This window comes from Chryseobacterium taeanense, from assembly GCF_900099685.1.
Taxonomy (GTDB): Bacteria; Bacteroidota; Bacteroidia; order Flavobacteriales; family Weeksellaceae; genus Chryseobacterium; species Chryseobacterium taeanense.
The window spans coordinates 25279-42639 of the sequence record NZ_FNDW01000016.1; the positions used below are offsets into that span (position 1 = coordinate 25279).

Sequence of the window (17361 nt, forward strand, 5' to 3'; positions counted from 1 at the left end):
ATGGCTTTTATATAAAATTCAAAGTATATGGATTGCAATAAAATAATTAAAAAGTTGAAGTCTTGTCACTTTAAAGAAATTATCAGCAATAAGAACTGGCTTGAAGAAGATTCTACAATGTATGCTAAAGAAATACGTCCAGACATCTTTCTGCTTTTCATTATGATTAAAGATCCAAATGCCGAAAATACACGTGCTCTGATAGCTCATTTTGATGATTTCAAAAGTGTAGGAATAACAGCCCCCAAGCAGATACTTTTCTACCTCTCTATTAAAAGCGAAAAAGATTTACATTACCTGGAAAAATATTTAAAAACTAAAAATGAACTGACCACTTTTTAGACACACCAATTATTACAAATACAAAATATAGAATTATGAATGACAACAAACCGACCAACCAAAAACTCAACCAGTTGGAAACTCACATGACATCTAATGAAAATGAAAAACTGACGACCAATCAGGGACTGAAAATCAACAACAATCAGGATTCTCTGAAAGATGGAGAAAGAGGTCCGACTCTGCTTGAAGATTTTATACTGAGAGAAAAAATAACCCATTTCGACCATGAAAGAATTCCTGAAAGGGTAGTTCATGCCCGAGGATCCGGTGCTCATGGAGTATTTAAACTTACAAAAAGTCTTGCAAAATATACGAGAGCCAAATTTTTAACCGAAACCGATAAAGAAACACCTGTTTTTGTGAGATTCTCAACGGTTGCAGGAAGCAGGGGAAGTACAGATCTTGCCAGAGATGTGAGAGGTTTTTCCGTAAAATTTTATACAGAAGAAGGTAATTACGATTTCGTAGGAAACAATATGCCGGTATTTTTTATTCAGGATGCTATTAAATTCCCCGATCTCATTCATGCTGTAAAACCGGAACCCCACAATGAAATACCACAGGCGCAGTCTGCACACGATACTTTTTGGGATTTTATTTCTTTAATGCCGGAAAGTATGCACATGATTATGTGGGTGATGAGCGACAGGGCGATTCCCCGAAGTTTATCCATGATGGAAGGTTTTGGTGTTCACTCTTTTAAATTTATTAATGATGAAGGGAAAGTTCATTTTGTTAAATTTCATTTTAAACCGAAATTAGGAGTACATTCAGTCGCTTGGGACGAAGCACAGCGAATTTCCGGAATTGATCCTGATTTTCATAAAAGAGACCTTTGGGAATCTATTGAAAACGGTATTTTCCCGGAATGGGATTTTGGCGTACAGCTGATTCCTGAAGAAGACGAACATAAATTTGATTTTGATCTTCTTGATCCTACCAAGCTTGTCCCTGAAGAACTTGTTCCTGTTGAGCTTGTAGGCACTTTAACTTTAAATAAAAATCCTGAAAACTTTTTTGCAGAAACAGAGCAAGTTGCTTTCCATCCGGGGCATATCGTTCCGGGAATTGATTTTACCAACGATCCGCTTTTACAAGGAAGACTATTTTCCTATACAGATACGCAGCTGATAAGGTTAGGAGGCCCGAATTTTCATGAAATTCCGATTAACAGATCTGTAAATACCGTTCACAATAACCAGAGAGACGGTTACATGAGACAGCAGATCGCCAAAGGAAAAGTAAGTTACGAACCAAATTCTATCGGTGGGGGATGTCCGTTTCAGTCGATGATGAAAGAAGGTGGTTTTGTATCTCACGAAGCAAGAGTTTCGGGAGCAAAAGTAAGAGAAAGAAGCAAAAGTTTTGTCGATCATTATTCGCAGGCCAAATTATTTTACAACAGCCAGTCGGCTCCTGAAAAAATGCACCTTCAAAATGCATTGATCTTTGAACTTTCTAAAGTAACAATTCCTGAAATTCGTGAAAGGATGGTAGGTCAGCTGAATTTTATCGATAAAGATCTAGCATCAAAAGTTGCTGAAAAGGTAGGGGTTGAAGTAAAAGAATTAGATCAGCCCAATCAAAGTATTCCAGCAGATGCAGATCCTGCAGCACTGCAAAGTGAAGAAAGAGAACCTGATACCAAAAACTCAGAAGCACTCAGTATGCAAAATACCGCTAAAAATACCATTAAAAGTAGAAAAATAGGTTTTATAATGGCAGACGGAGCAGACACTGAAGCCTTTAAAAATCTTAAAAACAAGCTCGAGGCGGAGAGTGCAGTCGTAGAAATCATTGGCACAAGTATGGCTATGGTAAAGACTAAGGACGGATCATCGCTTACACCTAAACATTCTTTAACAAGTACAGCCAGTGTTGCTTTTGATGCTCTTTACATTGCAGCGGGAGAGGATTCAACAAAGAAACTTCTTTCCCCGGAGAATAAACCCCATGTGTTAAATTTTGTCAACGAAGCTTACAAACACTGTAAGGCTATTTACTTCGGGGAAGGCACAGAACCTCTTTACATGAACAGCAATGTAAGTATGAAAAGTCACATCGATCCTGCAATTGTCATTGCTGAAGATGAAAACCCTTCCGATAAATTTATTAAAGCCATTGCCAATCACAGAGTCTGGGATCTTGAATTGGAAAGAAGTATCCAGAATTAAATAAACACACCTTCACACCACTAAATATTAAAATATGAAAGCAGCAGTTATTCACGGGCCTGGACTTATCAAATGTGATACTGTCGACGATCCGATCATCAAAGAAGCAAATGATATTATTCTTAAAGTGACATCAACTGCCATCTGCGGCAGCGACCTCCATATGTATTCTGGAGGAATCCCCCAGGCAAGGCCTATGGTGATGGGACACGAATTCATGGGAATTGTTGAAGAAGTCGGACAGCACATTACCAACCTTAAAATAGGAGATAGGGTAGTAGTACCATTTCCGATTTCATGCGGAAGTTGCTATTTCTGTCAGCATGATCTTCCGACTGCCTGTGAGCACAGTAATCCTGAACATTATGGCCCGGAAGGCGGAATTCTTACTGATAAAGGCGGAGCACTTTTTGGGTATTCCGACCTTTATGGAGGTTATGATGGTGGCCAGGCACAATATGTAAGAGTTCCGTACGCACATTTCGGTCCCAGAAAAGTCCCGGATAACCTTACCGATGAGCAGGTTCTTTTCCTCACAGACATATTCCCAACCGGCTATACCGGAGTAATGTGGGGAGAGTTAAAAGGAGGCGAAACAGTGGCCATCTTCGGTGCCGGCCCCGTAGGTTCAATGTCGGTAAAATCAGCGATTCTGCATAATGCAAAAAAGGTAATCGTTGTTGATACCCAGCAGTACAGACTGGATCAGATTAAAAATCTCACGGGCTGCGACACTATTTTATGGGAAGAAGGCCAGGATGTTATCGACCAGATCAGAGACATGACAGACGGCAGAGGAGCAGATCTTTGTATTGATGCTGTAGGATTTGAACCGGATAGAAATCTCATAGACCGTGCGAAAGCCGTGATTAATTTTGAGAAAGGTTCCATTAAAGTTCTGGAAGCTTGTATGAGTGCCGTAAGAAGAGGCGGAATTGTTTCTGTTCTCGGAGTTTATCCGGTAAATTACGATAATTTCAAACTTGGACAGATTTTTGATAAAGGAATTACTATAAAAGCCGGCCAGTGCAACGTTCATGCAATCATTGATGAATTGCTGGGGCATGTACAGAGCGGCAGAGTACAGCTGGATGATATTATTACCCATCGTCTTTCTCTTGAAGATGTTTCTAAAGGTTACGAAATCTTCGATAAAAAGCAAGACGGATGCGTAAAAGTTGTTCTCGATCCATGGAAGGCCTCTGGCCTTTAAAAATGCACACAAACACACTAAATATTATTATTATGGAATTTCAAAAAAATCTTCTGGAATACATCAGCCAGTCTTTAATGACTACAGATGAAACCATTTCAGTAGCAGAAAGCGTTACATCAGGCTGTTTACAGCTGGCTTTCTCACAGATGCCGAACGCCTCAATGTTTTATAAAGGAGGTCTTACTGCTTATACTTTGCAGGAAAAAGTAAGATTGCTGAATGTTGATGCTCATGAAGCAGAAGAATGCGACTGCGTTTCAGAGAATATTGCAGAAACAATGGCCCTGAACGTCGCAAAACTTTTCCAGTCCGACTGGTCAATTGCAACAACCGGTTATTGTACGCCAATACGAAATTCTTCGTATAAAATCTTTGCTTTCTTTTCATTTTCTTACAAAGGTGAAATCATTTTAACGAAAAAACTTGAGCTGCATCCTAAAACCCAGGCTTTAAATGCTCAGATGTATTATACAGAATTTATTTTAGGATGTTTTAAAAGTGAAATTAATCAGTTATTAATTTTAAAGTAGAGAAAAAGGCCGTAAAAATTTAAAAAGGTCTTTGAAAAATTGTTTTATATGGGGAATTTGAAATTAGAAAATAAATCTGTCCTGATTACAGGAGCCGATAGCGGAATCGGTAAAGCAGTTGCTTTATTGTATGCAAAAGAAGGAGCAGATATTGCAATTATTTTTCATTCGGATGAAGAAAATGCGAAAAAAACAAAAGCAGAAATAGAAAATCTAGGAAGAAAAGCAGCCATATTTCAGGGAGATATTAATGACTATCAGTTTTGTGAAGAAACTGCCCAAACAGTAGTTTCCGAATTCGGAGGTATTGATGTTTTAGTAAATAATGCGGGTGTACAATTTCCTGCTGATAATATTGTTGATCTGAAGGAAGAAAACATTAGAACAACATTCAATTCCAATATCATAGGAATGATCCTTTTAACAAAGCTGGTTTTTCCACATTTAAAGCAAGGAAGCTCTATCATCAATACAACATCGGCAACCGCTTATCAGGGGCACGAGGAATTGTTGGACTACTCGGCTACAAAAGGTGCAATCGTTTCATTTACCCGTTCGCTTGCTCTACAGTCTAAACCAAAAGGCATTCGTGTTAACGCAGTAGCACCGGGTCCTGTAGCAACTCCGTTAACGAAAGAGACTTTTGGTGAAGAAGAAGACGATCCGAACAAACCACCTTTTGAAAGAAATGCAACCCCGGAAGAAGTAGCTGCCAGCTATCTTTTTCTTGCAAGCGAAGATGCTGCGCAGATCACCGGACAGGTTCTGCATCCTAACGGAGGTCTTATTGTAAATGGATAAATCTTAAAATATATAATCCTTAGTTTCATTATAAAAGAAGAGCCGATTCTATTGTGAATCGGCTTTTCTTGAATGTATTCCAAAGCTCAGTTGCTTATTAAATTTTTGCGTTGCCTTCAACGCCGTCAGAATTGTCTGTAGTGTTACCCGTAACAGCAGCGGTAACGAAATTAACAAGGCTTACGAGTTTACCTATTTTGGTATCCCAGTAATATGATTCCCTTGGTTCTACACGAATGATGGAAACGTCGGGATCATCTTTTCCATCCTCAAACCATGCTTTTGCCATTGGCGACCATTTGTCTTCAATTGTTGAGCGGTCTTTATAGATCGTAGCATCTCCAAACACTGAAAGATACTGATAATCTCCATTGTTCATGAAAAACAGCTGCACTCTTTTATCATCTTTAATTTCAAAATTCTTATTGCTGCTGTCGCCACTGATAAACCATAAATTGCCTTCATCATCAGTCTCCTGAAGACTCATCGGTCTCGAATTGATAGGAAGGGTATCTAGCTCTGTACAGAACATACAGATTTTTGCACTTTCCGATAGATCTTTAATTTTTTTTACAGCGTCATGATGTGTAAGATTTTCTGTTGACATAATTTTATATTTTAGTGATTTGTTGAATAAAAATTACTGTTGACTATTCAAAAACCTGACCATAGTGAAGTGGTAATTCAAAAAATTATAACAATAACGGTACTTACAAATGATTTCTCTTCAATACAGAAATAAAATATAAACATAAACTTATTGACGAGTATTTTTAAAGTATAACAAAGAGTGCCGAAATATTACAAAAAACCTGCGCAGGTTTTATCTAAAAGATGCTTAGGTTTTGACCAAAAGCTGCCTAGGTTTCAGTCAAAAGGTGCGCAGGTTTTTAATGAAGGTTACGGATGATTTAAAAAATGACAAAAAAGGCTTTTAGTATTTAGCTTAATTTATTTCTGATTCTGAAACTTTCTCAGTATTTTTACTGAACTTTTTAATTAAATATAAAATGATTCAGTATTTAGATAATATTCATCACAAAGATTCCAAAAACTTTTTTCTGATCGCAGGTCCGTGCATTATTGAAGGCGAAGATATGGCACTCAGAATTGCTGAAAAAGTAGTTGAGCTCACCAATAAATATAATATTCCTTATATCTTTAAAGGAAGTTTCAAGAAAGCCAACCGAAGCAGGGTAGATTCTTTTACCACAATCGGTGAGGAAAAGTCGCTGGAAATTCTTAAAAAAGTAGGTGAGACTTTCAATATCCCCACAACGACAGATATTCATGAAAATGAACACGCTGCTCTTGCCGCTCAATATGTAGATGTATTGCAGATTCCTGCGTTTCTCGTTCGTCAGACCGATCTTCTCGTAGCTGCTGCGCAGACAGGAAAGTGTGTGACTTTAAAGAAAGGACAATTCCTTTCCCCGGAATCCATGAAGTTTGCCGTTCAGAAAATTACAGATTCTGATAATCAAAAAGTAGCCATCATCGAAAGAGGAAATTCATTCGGATATACAGATTTAATCGTAGATTACAGAGGTATCCCAACAATGAGAAATTATGCTCCGGTAATTCTTGATGTAACTCATTCTTTACAGCAGCCTAATCAAAGTTCTGGCGTGACAGGTGGAAGACCCGATCTTATCGAAACCGTTGCAAAAGCAGGAATCGCTGTAGGAGCAGACGGAATTTTCATTGAAACACACCCGACTCCGGAAACAGCTTTATCAGATGGCGCGAATATGCTCAGACTTAATCTTCTGGAAGATCTTCTGCAAAAACTAACAAGAGTGAGAGAAGCGATTTTATAATGAAAAGACTTTTTATAATAGCAACACTGTCTATTTCTGTTGTTTTTTATTCGCAAAAAAAAGATTCATTGCAGTTTTCATTACCTGAAAAATATAATCTTCATTTGGAAGAAAAACAGGAAAATGGTCAAATGGTCATGATGGAATATATTCCGAAAGGACAAAATTGGGACAACTACGATATTATCGTAACAAAAATAGTTAGTAAAAATTTAGCAAAATTTCCATTACAGACTTTTTTCGACAATAGTAAAAAACTTCTTCAGTCTAAAACCAAAAATCTTAGAATTAAGGAATTATCAAGAAATAAAAAAGGTGAAAGAGAATATATTCTTTTTACAGCTGAGGCAGATTCTTATAAAGATTCGGAAACCACAGAATCTCAGATACAATATTTTACAAAAGGTGAGAATGATGTATTTATGTGCATGGCTGCATTAAAACAAAAGAATTTATCGAAAGATTTTGTAGAAGAATGGTCAAAAGTTTTCCTGCAAAGTCAAATTATAAAATAAAAGTTATAAATTAACCGTTTGAAATTCTAAAACATTTCTTTTGAAAAAACTAGTTTTACCATTGAGCCTTATGGTTCCTGCATTAGTATTCTCTCAGGTAAGAAAAAAGAAGGATACAATGAAAACCACAAACATTGAAGAAGTGGTGTTTCAGAAAAAGGTGACAGGAAGAACCAATGATCTTACCACTGTAAAAATTTCAGCGAAAGACGCTCAGAATGTAGCAAGCATTTCCGGAGGTATTGAAGGAATTATCAAAACATTACCTTCCGTAAATTCAAATACGGAGCTTTCTTCACAGTATATGGTTCGTGGCGGAAACTATGACGAAAACCTTATATACATTAATGATATTGAAATCTACAGGCCTTTCCTGATCAGAAATTCTCAGCAGGAAGGATTGAGTATCATCAATCCCGATATGGTTTCAACGGTTAACTTCTCAGCAGGAGGTTTTGAGCCGAGATATGGCGATAAAATGTCTTCAGCATTAAACATCTATTATCGTGAACCTGAGAAATTTGAGCTTTCAGGAGAAGGAAGCTTAATTGGCGGAAGATTGACGACTGGTTTCGCAGCAGGAAAAGATCAGGAGGGCAACAGGAAATTCACCGCTTTATTTTCAGGAAGATACAGAAATACAAACCTTGTCCTCAATACTTTAAAAGAAGATACAGATTTTAATCCTAAGTATATGGATTTTCAGACGTATCTGAATTACCATTTCAGTCCGAAACTCACCGTATCATTTATCGGATATTACTCAAAGAATGACTACGAAATGATTCCAAAAGAAAGGGAAGTTGATTTCGGGAGTCTTCAGCAGCCACTTAAACTGAATGTAAATTATCATGGTCGCGAAGATGATAAGTATAAAAATATGATGGGAACAGCATCAATCAATTTCAAACCGTCAGACAAATTGCGCTTTACGCTTGATGCTTTTGCTTATCAGAATCGTGAAAGGGAATATTACAGCATTTCTTCAGCGTATGCCCTGCAGACTTTTGATCCGGTAACTGGAGATCCTGTGACTTCTTATGACGCAGGCGGACAAATAGAGCATGCAAGAAATGACTTGCAGGTAAAAACGTACGGAGCGCAGTTCAGAACCCGTTTTTCACCCAACGTCAATACAGATATAGAACTTGGCTTCAAATATGAAAAAGAAAATCTGAAAGATCTTACCAACGAATGGAAACTGGCAGATTCTGCGGGATACAGTATTCCTCATGAAGATTTTATAGATCCGCGAAATGCCGGAGATCTTCGGTTAATGTATAATATTGCCGGTAAAAATCATATACAGCCAACACGATTTTCTGCGTACGCACAATATTCTCAGAAGTTTTTCTGGGGCAGCAATAAGGTATTTTTGAATGCCGGAGCAAGGGTGGCTCACTGGAGTTTTAATAATGAAACCATTTTCTCTCCAAGAGCACAGTTTGCCATCAAACCGGATTGGGATACCGATATGCTATTCAGACTTTCGGGAGGAGTTTATTATCAGGCTCCTTTTTATAAAGAAATCAAAGATCTTGATGGTAATTTCAACTCTTCTATAAAATCTCAGCGATCCATTCAGGCGATTTTAGCCAATGATTATGAATTTTATATGTACGACAGACCTTTCAAGCTGACAACAGAACTTTATTATAAAAAAATGAATGACCTGATTCCGTATTATATGGATAATGTAAGAATACGTTATACTGGTAAGAATAACGCTTCAGGATATTCATACGGAATTGATACAAGACTTTTCGGGGAATTTGTTCCGGGGGTAGATTCCTGGCTGTCGGCGAGTTATGCAAGAGTTTATGAAAACATAGACGGGAAAGGCGATATTCCACGACCTACTGACCAACGATTCAGATTTGCTATGTTCTATCAGGATTATATGCCGGCGTTTCCGCAAATGCGCGTTAACCTTACATTAACCTATGCGATGGGACTGCCGACCGGAGCACCAGTGCTTACCGATCCTTATCAGTACCAGAAAACTTTACCTTCTTACAAGAGAGTAGATCTTGGACTTTCCTATGCATTTATTGATCCCAAAGAGAAAAATGCAGGCTACGGATTCTGGGGGAATTTCGATGAATTGACTTTAGGTGTACAGGTTTTCAATGCATTTAATATCAGAAATACAGTTGCCAACCAGTGGATTACGGATGCTAATACCAATTATATGTATCCGGTTCCGGTACGTCTTACAGGACGATTCTTTAATGTAAAGCTTGAATTTAAAATTAAATAATACAAAAAGAACTTCTGATATTCAGAGGTTCTTTTTTTAATAATTCTTTAATAACAATACGAAATTTTATACCGTAAGCTCAGTATATATTTTTAAATTTGCTTTAAATAAATTATAAAGAAAAGTAGATATGAAAAAGTATATCATCACGGCTTTATTTTCTATATTATCCGTAATTTCGGTTGCTGCACAGTCAAAGAAAGATGCGAAAATTTCAGGATTATATCAAAATTATATTGCCATAAAATCTGCTCTTGCCTCTGATGATGCTAACAAAGCTTCAATAGCAGCTACACAATTTATCAAAATATCTTCTGAAATCAATAATAAAGCAGTTTCTGAAGCAGAATTGAATAACCTTAGAAAAGATGCTAAGATAATTGCAGGCTCTAAGAATATCTCGGCACAAAGAGAATCTTTTCATAAATTATCGGATAACATGATCGGCCTGTCAAATGAATTTAAATTATCACAAAATCCGGTTTATGTCCAATATTGTCCGATGGCTGATGGAAGCTGGCTGAGCGATGAATCTAAAATTGTAAATCCATATTACGGAAAATCAATGCTGTCTTGTGGGAAGGTAAAGTCGACGATTAAGTAGAAGTGTATAAGTGTCATATAATCCATTGATTACATATTTTAAAGTATTGAATAACTTTAATAATATATACAAAAAGAAATTCAGTTTTTGAATTTCTTTTTTCGTTTCTTTGATAAAAAAAAACGGAGCCTGAAAATCAAGCTCCGCTAGTATTTTAAACTTAAAAATTATTTCCCTAAATAAGATTTTAAGATCTTACTTCTGGTGTTGTGCTTCAATCTCTTGATCGCTTTTTCTTTGATCTGACGAACTCTCTCTCTGGTAAGGTCGAAAGTTTCACCGATTTCTTCCAAAGTCATTGGATGTTTACCGTTCAAACCGAAATACAATCTTACCAAATCTGCTTCTCTTGGAGTCAGTGTATTTAACGCTCTCTCGATTTCGATTTGAAGCGATTCAAGCATTAGATCTTTATCCGGGCTTGGAGATTCTCCTGAACGTAATACATCATAAAGATTGGAATCTTCACCTTCTACCAAAGGCGCATCCATAGACAAATGTCTTCCGGAGTTCTTCATCGATTCCTTGATATCCTCTTCGCTCATATCAAGAACTTCTGCCAATTCTTCCGGTGAAGGAGGTCTTTCGTTTTCCTGTTCAAGGTGAGCGTAAGCTTTATTGATCTTGTTGATTGATCCGATCTTGTTCAATGGCAATCTTACAATTCTCGACTGTTCAGCCAAAGCCTGTAAAATCGACTGACGGATCCACCAAACTGCGTAAGAGATAAATTTGAAACCTCTAGTTTCATCGTACCTTTTTGCCGCTTTCATTAGTCCCAAATTACCTTCATTAATCAAATCCGGTAAAGAAAGACCCTGATTTTGGTACTGTTTGGATACTGATACCACGAAACGAAGGTTAGCTTTAATTAATTTTTCCAGTGCTGCTCTATCGCCCGCACGGATTCTCTGTGCCAATTCTACCTCTTCGTCCGCAGTGATTAGTTCTACTTTACCAATTTCCTGCAAATACTTGTCTAATGAAGCAGTTTCCCTGTTGGTTACCTGCTTAGTGATTTTTAATTGTCTCATCTATTTATTCCTCAAAAAAGAGTTTCTATGTATTATACGTATGAGATTACAAAAAGGTTACAATGGTTTCAATAATTTTTTATTTAATTAAACTACATCTGAGAAAATAGTTGTAAATTATGACTCTTGCGAAATAAATAGCATTTGTCGCAATGTTTTATTTTTTTAGAAGCAATTTCCCGCTTTCCGCTGCAATCTTTTTTTCAAAAAGGATTTTCGCTACAATCGGGGCTAGGATAGAGGTAAAAATATTACAACTAGACATCATAAAGAATTCATCATTCAATTGCGTAGCATATTCGCTTTATAAAACCACCCCGACAAAAATTCTCTCGAATTTTCGCCACCCCTCCAGAGGAGGGGAATTTTAATACCGCTGATATTAACTCATTTAATTCCAATCGGAGTAACTATTGATTATTGTCAATTCACTAATCCTTCTAACAAAAAAGCGAAACCGAAGTTCCGCCTATAATATTATAACAAATAGTAAAAGTAAATTGACTATTCACAATTCACCATTCATTCTTTAAAAAAGATCATTCAGCCATTTTGCAAGTCTTAAACCACCATATAAAAGCTGTCTTTCCATCGTATCATTGAATTTATACTGATAGTCGAAATACAGTTTAGAATCCATAGGTGTCTGAGCATAGATTCTGTTTGCGATTTTGTGAGAATCGTAGAGCCAGTCCTCAAGAGTTCCTTTCTGGATTTGTTTCACTTCATCACTAGATTTAATATCCAAAAGTTTTGCGTATTCTGTATAGCTGTATTTTTGAGAGTCTACCAATTTTCCGTCCCACACAGAATGCAGATTTGTTTTTTCTCCGAAATAAGTGACATTAATTTTATTTCCTCCTAAATCTTCAGCTCTTCCTACGTGTAAAGGTTGAGCAAGATCTCCCATAATATGGATCAGGAAGATCAAAGCAATTTTCCTGTCTTTTTCAGAAGTTTTAGCATCTTTAATCTGGCTGGAAAGAACCTTTACCTGAGTGTATAAACTTGGTCCGGCCTGAGCTTTTAGTTTCTCTTCAAAAACTTTAAAGTCCGTTTGCGGATCAATGTTTACATAATGCCATGCCGAAGCCTGCTTCCATGCACCGGTAGTATCAGATTTAATGAAATCCGGCCAGTTTGCCCAGTAAGCAAGACGTTCTTTTCCCATCATTTTTTTGATCTCTCTTCTTGCCTTTCCGGAAAGATGATTTTCTGCAATTTCCGCAATAATTCTGTGTCCCGTCAATCCCCAGGCATATGAATAAAGCGAGGATGCGATAAATGCCAGCATCAGAATTTTAGAATAAATACTTTTCATTGTAAATAACATTTCAGGGAGCAAAGATACAGTTAATTTTAAGGTTAAGATTAAGGTTTATGGAAGGAGTAGGAAATTTAATCAAATCTTAATTTCAATGAAAGGCTAAGATTAGTCAAGTTGTGAAGCTGATTATCTCAACCTCAACCTTAATCTTAATTTTCCTCAACCATATTTTTATTTTTTTCTTCTTTTACTTATAATTATTTACTATTTTTAGGATAGAATTAAGTATAAATACTTTTTCAATAATTTGAGATATAGTATTTTTACAGGCCAAATCACAGCAAACATTATGTATGAGAATAATATTGTAGAAATGCATTATAATAAACTGCAGACAGATTTCAAGGCGGAAGCTGTGGCAGTAAACCTCTTAAAATATCATCGGGCAGTAAGCAATATTTTTATAGAAAGAATCGGGATCAACGACCGGGCTTATCTTAAAGATATTAAAAGCATAACAAACGACTATCTGGGTTTTGACGAAGAGGTTTTCACAATAGAAACATATAGAGAAGGCATTTATGATTATCTTCCTGAAGGTCTTTTTCATCCACCTTCACTCGGTGCGACAAGGAAGAATGTGGAAAGTGTCGTAAGAGAAATCCGGAAGCAGAAAAGGGTAGAGCAGGATGCCAGAAAGTTTTTCAAACCTTTTGAACTGGAGATTTTTTTTACAGAAATCGGCGCTTTGCTTAAAGAATTTGAATTCGATATTTCAAGTGATACCGATGCCCTGTTGGAAACCATAAGCGAGTTGTGGCCGCTTATTAAGATGTTGGACAAAAAGAATGCGTATATTTTCATTTATATTTTACCTTTTTTTCATCAGATCCGGGGAGATAAGGCCTGGTTTGAAAGATGCATGACCGCTTTTCTACAGATTCCTGTTAAGGTAACTTTTGCCCCTAATACTATTGACGGCATTGAAGAGCAGGATGATTCGATGCTGCTGGGAAATTCACGGCTGGGCGTAACCTATATTCCAAGCGGTAAACATATGGATGGCCAGCGAAACTGGGTTGTAAACATTGGCCCGATTCCTTATGTGGAAATGAAAAAATATATTGGCGGAAGCCCTTTCCGGAAAGTTCTTCAGGCTATGTATGATTATTTTCTGCCCTTAAGTGTGGATATTGAAGAGAATTTTATTACCGAAAAAGAAGAATATTCTTTTGCGCTGGAAGATGATGAAAGAAATGCAAACAGGCTCGGATACTCTACATTCCTCTGAAAATTTTTAACTATATTTACTTCACCAATTAAAAATATTAATTCGAAAAAGACACATGGAAATTTCTTCAGTAAAAGGAATCTTTTTAAGGTATATTTTAATGCCTTTGTTTGCAGTAATCATGATGGTAATTTTAGGGATTATCAGAAGAAACAAGCCTGCTATAAAAATCAAAACCATTATTATATATGTTCTTCTGTGCAGCTTGTGTCTTGCCATTCCGGGAATTTTCGGTTTTGCGGGAAATCTTTTTAATCCTTACTGGTATCTTATTGCGCAGATCATTTATATTATTTTAGGAATCATACATGTAAATCTTTCCGACAGATATTTCAAAAAACATTTTAGCTCTTTAACGAAAAGCATTTTGTTTGAATCCATTCTATCCATTACTTGTGTAGGTTTCGGAGGATATCTGTTTTATCTTATTTTCAACTGGATGAGCAGAGGAACGGGCTATCCGATCATGGCTGCAACCAGCATTCTTGCATTTTTGGTTCCGTTGGTGTTCCATTATTGTTATATTCAGCTGATAAGCATTCCGGTAGATATTTACAAAACCTGGAGGTATTCTCCCGATCAGAGGCTTCCTGATTTTGAAGGCGCTGATTTCGACAGGTTAATGGTGCTTAATGTTGAGCTGAACAAAAATCTTGAGGATGCCAACAGATTCAGAATTAAGGCTAAAACACTGCCGACAGGTGTTACTTTCGGAGACTGGTTCTACAGAGTTGTTGATGACTATAATCATAAAAACCCGAATTCTGTCATTCATTTATCCGATCAGGATAAAGAACCGTATTACTGGATTTTTTATACCAAGAAATCATTCTTCAGCTTTAGAAAATATATTGATTTCGAGCAGGATATTACAGAAAACAGAATCGCTGAAAACGATGTTGTTATTTGTAAAAGAGTTATCCAGCACGAAGAAGAAGGAGTAAGAAGAACACAATCACACACAGTTTAAAAAATATTGAATATGATACAGCCTATTAAGCATTTTGCCATCAATTGGGTTGACGGGATGAAGGTTTCCCAGAGACATCTTAACGATCAGGACAATTTTTTAATTGACACCATAAGAGATGCCAATTCACTGGCCATTACGACATATAATTACGGACTTTTACCTATATCCAACGAATTTACGGACCGTACGATTTTTGATGTTCATAATACAGCGACAAATGATGTTCAGCTGGTTATCAAACATTGCAGTGCAGTAACGCTTGCCGGGTACAGAATCGAACTTAATGACAGAAGAGTCAGCGTAAAATCACTGGCAAGAACAATGAATGAGGAACAGGCAGACGGAGATTATTATATTTTGATTTCCGTTAATCCTTTTGATAAAGTGCCGTTCGGAGATATTGATCCCGAAGAAATTCCGCCGCGCCATCCCAATACACAGTCCAATCATCATATTGAACTTCTTCCCATTGCCTCTCTAAACAGCAGCTATTCCGGAGGAAACTATCTGATTATTGGTAAGGTTGATCTGAAAGGAAATATTGCTCAGGTAGATTCTAATTTTATTCCGCCGTGTACTTCTATACAGAGTCATCCGGCATTGCTGAACTATTACAATGTTTTTGCAAAATCTATCGGAAATCTTCAGCAATACTCTTTTAAGATTATTCAGAAAGCATCTCATAAAAATCAAAATACAGCTTTGGCACAGAACGTTAAGTTTTTGTGTAATACCATGATTGATACATTCGGCGATATGTATTTCCAGTTCAGAAATATCACCCCTTATCAGTCACCTGTATTTTTAATCGAGTCTTTTGCAAAACTGGCGCTCCGTCTGTACAATGCTACTCAGGTTCTGGTGCCTGCAGAGTTGGAAGAAATGCTCAATTATAGCCTGGAATGGAGTGAAATTGCTCCTCATACCTTGCTCAATCAATTGTCGATTGTCGCTGAAACCAATTATGACCATCACAATTGTGGTGAGCCGTTGTTGTACATCCAGCAGATGCTGCGAAGTCTGGAAACCATTTTCTCTAAACTTAGTGAGCTGGATTATATTGGCCAGCGAAAAGAAAACATCATCGTCAACGAACAGGAGGTTTCAAACAACAACAATCCGAAAAGAGGCTGGAGTGTTTTAGATTAAAATAAATTCAACATACTTATTATAAATCCCGTTATTCTCTTCGGGATTTTTTATGTAAAATTGTTTCAGATAAATTTAAAAAAATGAACACAGATAAAATAAGACAGGATATCAGGGGACTTAAAGACGGAAAGATCTTCCTTAATAATGCAGGATCTTCTTTAATGCCATCAGTAGTTGTTGACTCTATGATTGATTACCTTGAGCTGGAAGAGCAGATGGGTGGCTATGAAGTTGCCAACAGAAATTCTGAAGTGCTGGAAGAGTTTTATAGTGAAACAGCAAAATTAATTAATGCAAAACCTCATAACATTGCTTTTGCAACAAGTGCTACCGAAGCATTTGCCAAGGCTTTGTCGAGCATTATCTTTAAGGAAAATGATGTTATCATTACGACTGCCGATGATTATATTTCTAATCAGATTACTTTTATTTCACTCCAAAAAAAGCTGAATGTGAAGATTATCAGGATGAAAAACCTGCCTGATAATGAACTGGATCTTGACGATCTGGAAAAATTAATTAAAGAACATCATCCAAGGCTTGTGGCGGTAACCCATATTCCTACCAATTCAGGATTGATACAAGATGTGGAAGGTGTTGGGAAACTCTGCAAACAATATGATATTTTGTACCTGGTTGATGCCTGTCAGTCGGTGGGCCAAATGGTTGTTGATGTACAAAAAATTAATTGTGATTTTCTTACGGCCACCGGTAGGAAATTCATGAGAGGGCCAAGAGGAACAGGGTTTTTATATGTTTCGGATAAAGCTTTAAAAGAGAACTATGCGCCACTGCTTCTGGATATGAGAGGTGCCGACTGGACAGCTCCTGATGATTATATATTGTTTGATACCGCTAAACGATTTGAGCATTGGGAAATTTCCTATGCGTCTTTAGCTGGTTTTACTCAGGCTTTAAAATATGCCAATACCATTGGTATGCATGAAATCGAAAAATACAATGCCTCTCTTTCGCAAACGCTCCGCAATAATCTTCAGAGCAGCGGGTTCCGGGTATGGGATTTGGGTAAGCATCTGAGCAGCATTATTACATTCACCGGTCCTGAAGGAGATCTTGATGCCATTCAGAAGGTATTGAATGATAATAGCGTATTTTTTTCAGTGACGTATAAAAATTCTGCTTTAATAGATTTTACCCGAAAAAATATTCATGGAATTGTGCGGCTTTCACCACATTATTTCAATACTTTGGAGGAAATAGAAAATGTTTCTGCTATGTTAAAGGAAAGCTTAGCTTAAGGTCTGTTTAAAATTTTTATAACCACAAAAGGTACTGTGTTAATATGCAAATTATTTTTTAAATTTGTTTAAACTATTTTAGGGGAAAGCTATTATTTATCCCGTTCAGACAGGCGAAAC

The 17361-nt window shown here is 36.9% G+C and carries 16 protein-coding genes; 13 read left to right on the forward strand and 3 right to left on the reverse strand.

Annotation, left to right across the window (positions count from 1 at the left end; genetic code table 11):
- Nucleotides 1-27 precede the first annotated feature (27 nt).
- The 5 genes from BLR30_RS16735 to BLR30_RS16755 are packed head-to-tail and all read left to right on the forward strand — an operon-like array spanning nt 28 to nt 5066.
- Nucleotides 28-342, forward strand: a complete 315-nt coding sequence (locus BLR30_RS16735) for a hypothetical protein (RefSeq protein ID WP_089861374.1) — start codon at nt 28-30, stop codon at nt 340-342.
- A gap of 35 nt (nt 343-377) precedes the next feature.
- On the forward strand, nt 378-2519 hold the full coding sequence (locus BLR30_RS16740; protein ID WP_089861376.1) for a catalase: 2142 nt from the start codon (nt 378-380) through the stop codon (nt 2517-2519).
- 34 nt (nt 2520-2553) lie between these two features.
- On the forward strand, nt 2554-3732 hold the full coding sequence (locus BLR30_RS16745) for a zinc-dependent alcohol dehydrogenase (protein WP_089861378.1): 1179 nt from the start codon (nt 2554-2556) through the stop codon (nt 3730-3732).
- Nucleotides 3733-3764: 32 nt separating this feature from the next.
- A complete protein-coding gene (locus BLR30_RS16750) occupies nt 3765-4265 on the forward strand; it encodes a CinA family protein (protein WP_089861381.1) in 501 nt (166 codons plus the stop codon).
- Between the two features lie 48 nt (nt 4266-4313).
- Complete coding sequence (locus BLR30_RS16755) at nt 4314-5066, forward strand: SDR family oxidoreductase (RefSeq protein WP_089861383.1); 753 nt, start codon at nt 4314-4316, stop codon at nt 5064-5066.
- A gap of 97 nt (nt 5067-5163) precedes the next feature.
- On the opposite strand, the gene BLR30_RS16760 is transcribed toward BLR30_RS16755, so the two are convergent.
- A complete protein-coding gene (locus BLR30_RS16760) occupies nt 5164-5673 on the reverse strand; it encodes a pyridoxamine 5'-phosphate oxidase family protein (protein WP_089861385.1) in 510 nt (169 codons plus the stop codon).
- Between the two features lie 403 nt (nt 5674-6076).
- Here BLR30_RS16760 and kdsA point away from each other — a divergent pair, with 403 nt between their 5' ends.
- The 4 genes from kdsA (at nt 6077) to BLR30_RS16780 (ending at nt 10265) form a co-directional block, all read left to right on the forward strand.
- Nucleotides 6077-6886 (forward strand): 3-deoxy-8-phosphooctulonate synthase, encoded by an 810-nt coding sequence (gene kdsA, locus BLR30_RS16765; RefSeq protein ID WP_089861387.1) that lies wholly within the window; start codon nt 6077-6079, stop codon nt 6884-6886.
- 68 nt (nt 6887-6954) lie between these two features.
- Nucleotides 6955-7401, forward strand: a complete 447-nt coding sequence (locus tag BLR30_RS16770) for a hypothetical protein (protein WP_139164653.1) — start codon at nt 6955-6957, stop codon at nt 7399-7401.
- Between the two features lie 40 nt (nt 7402-7441).
- The gene (locus BLR30_RS16775) at nt 7442-9661 is read left to right on the forward strand and encodes a TonB-dependent receptor plug domain-containing protein (protein ID WP_089861391.1); all 2220 of its coding nucleotides are present in this window, start codon (nt 7442-7444) and stop codon (nt 9659-9661) included.
- A gap of 130 nt (nt 9662-9791) precedes the next feature.
- Nucleotides 9792-10265 carry a DUF3347 domain-containing protein gene (locus BLR30_RS16780; RefSeq protein WP_089861393.1) on the forward strand — a complete coding sequence of 158 codons (474 nt, stop codon included), beginning with the start codon at nt 9792-9794 and terminating at the stop codon, nt 10263-10265.
- Nucleotides 10266-10432: 167 nt separating this feature from the next.
- On the opposite strand, the gene BLR30_RS16785 is transcribed toward BLR30_RS16780, so the two are convergent.
- On the reverse strand, nt 10433-11299 hold the full coding sequence (locus BLR30_RS16785) for a sigma-70 family RNA polymerase sigma factor (protein ID WP_002979276.1): 867 nt from the start codon (nt 11297-11299) through the stop codon (nt 10433-10435).
- A 529-nt stretch (nt 11300-11828) separates the two neighbouring features.
- Complete coding sequence (locus BLR30_RS16790; protein ID WP_089861395.1) at nt 11829-12620, reverse strand: S1/P1 nuclease; 792 nt, start codon at nt 12618-12620, stop codon at nt 11829-11831.
- Nucleotides 12621-12915: 295 nt separating this feature from the next.
- Between BLR30_RS16790 and BLR30_RS16795 the strand changes: the two genes are divergently transcribed.
- The 4 genes from BLR30_RS16795 to BLR30_RS16810 all read left to right on the forward strand — a co-directional run bounded on the left by BLR30_RS16795 (nt 12916) and on the right by BLR30_RS16810 (nt 17241).
- A complete protein-coding gene (locus tag BLR30_RS16795) occupies nt 12916-13857 on the forward strand; it encodes a type VI secretion system baseplate subunit TssG (protein WP_089861397.1) in 942 nt (313 codons plus the stop codon).
- Nucleotides 13858-13912: 55 nt separating this feature from the next.
- Nucleotides 13913-14827, forward strand: a complete 915-nt coding sequence (locus tag BLR30_RS16800) for a TssN family type VI secretion system protein (RefSeq protein WP_089861398.1) — start codon at nt 13913-13915, stop codon at nt 14825-14827.
- A gap of 12 nt (nt 14828-14839) precedes the next feature.
- Nucleotides 14840-15979, forward strand: coding sequence for a hypothetical protein (locus BLR30_RS16805; protein ID WP_089861400.1), 1140 nt, complete (start codon nt 14840-14842; stop codon nt 15977-15979).
- Between the two features lie 83 nt (nt 15980-16062).
- Nucleotides 16063-17241: an aminotransferase class V-fold PLP-dependent enzyme gene (locus BLR30_RS16810; RefSeq protein ID WP_089861402.1), complete on the forward strand. Its 1179-nt coding sequence runs from the start codon at nt 16063-16065 to the stop codon at nt 17239-17241.
- The last annotated feature ends 120 nt before the right edge of the window (nt 17242-17361 follow it).

Excerpts from the sequence above, each read along its gene's own strand:
- BLR30_RS16735 (WP_089861374.1), top strand. The coding sequence starts at position 28 with ATGGATTGCAATAAAATAATTAAAAAGTTGAAGTCTTGTCACTTTAAA.
- BLR30_RS16740 (WP_089861376.1), top strand. The coding sequence starts at position 378 with ATGAATGACAACAAACCGACCAACCAAAAACTCAACCAGTTGGAAACT.
- BLR30_RS16745 (WP_089861378.1), top strand. The coding sequence starts at position 2,554 with ATGAAAGCAGCAGTTATTCACGGGCCTGGACTTATCAAATGTGATACT.
- BLR30_RS16750 (WP_089861381.1), top strand. The coding sequence starts at position 3,765 with ATGGAATTTCAAAAAAATCTTCTGGAATACATCAGCCAGTCTTTAATG.
- BLR30_RS16755 (WP_089861383.1), top strand. The coding sequence starts at position 4,314 with ATGGGGAATTTGAAATTAGAAAATAAATCTGTCCTGATTACAGGAGCC.
- BLR30_RS16760 (WP_089861385.1), bottom strand. The coding sequence starts at position 5,673 with ATGTCAACAGAAAATCTTACACATCATGACGCTGTAAAAAAAATTAAA.
- kdsA (WP_089861387.1), top strand. The coding sequence starts at position 6,077 with ATGATTCAGTATTTAGATAATATTCATCACAAAGATTCCAAAAACTTT.
- BLR30_RS16780 (WP_089861393.1), top strand. The coding sequence starts at position 9,792 with ATGAAAAAGTATATCATCACGGCTTTATTTTCTATATTATCCGTAATT.
- BLR30_RS16785 (WP_002979276.1), bottom strand. The coding sequence starts at position 11,299 with ATGAGACAATTAAAAATCACTAAGCAGGTAACCAACAGGGAAACTGCT.
- BLR30_RS16790 (WP_089861395.1), bottom strand. The coding sequence starts at position 12,620 with ATGAAAAGTATTTATTCTAAAATTCTGATGCTGGCATTTATCGCATCC.
- BLR30_RS16795 (WP_089861397.1), top strand. The coding sequence starts at position 12,916 with ATGTATGAGAATAATATTGTAGAAATGCATTATAATAAACTGCAGACA.
- BLR30_RS16800 (WP_089861398.1), top strand. The coding sequence starts at position 13,913 with ATGGAAATTTCTTCAGTAAAAGGAATCTTTTTAAGGTATATTTTAATG.
- BLR30_RS16805 (WP_089861400.1), top strand. The coding sequence starts at position 14,840 with ATGATACAGCCTATTAAGCATTTTGCCATCAATTGGGTTGACGGGATG.
- BLR30_RS16810 (WP_089861402.1), top strand. The coding sequence starts at position 16,063 with ATGAACACAGATAAAATAAGACAGGATATCAGGGGACTTAAAGACGGA.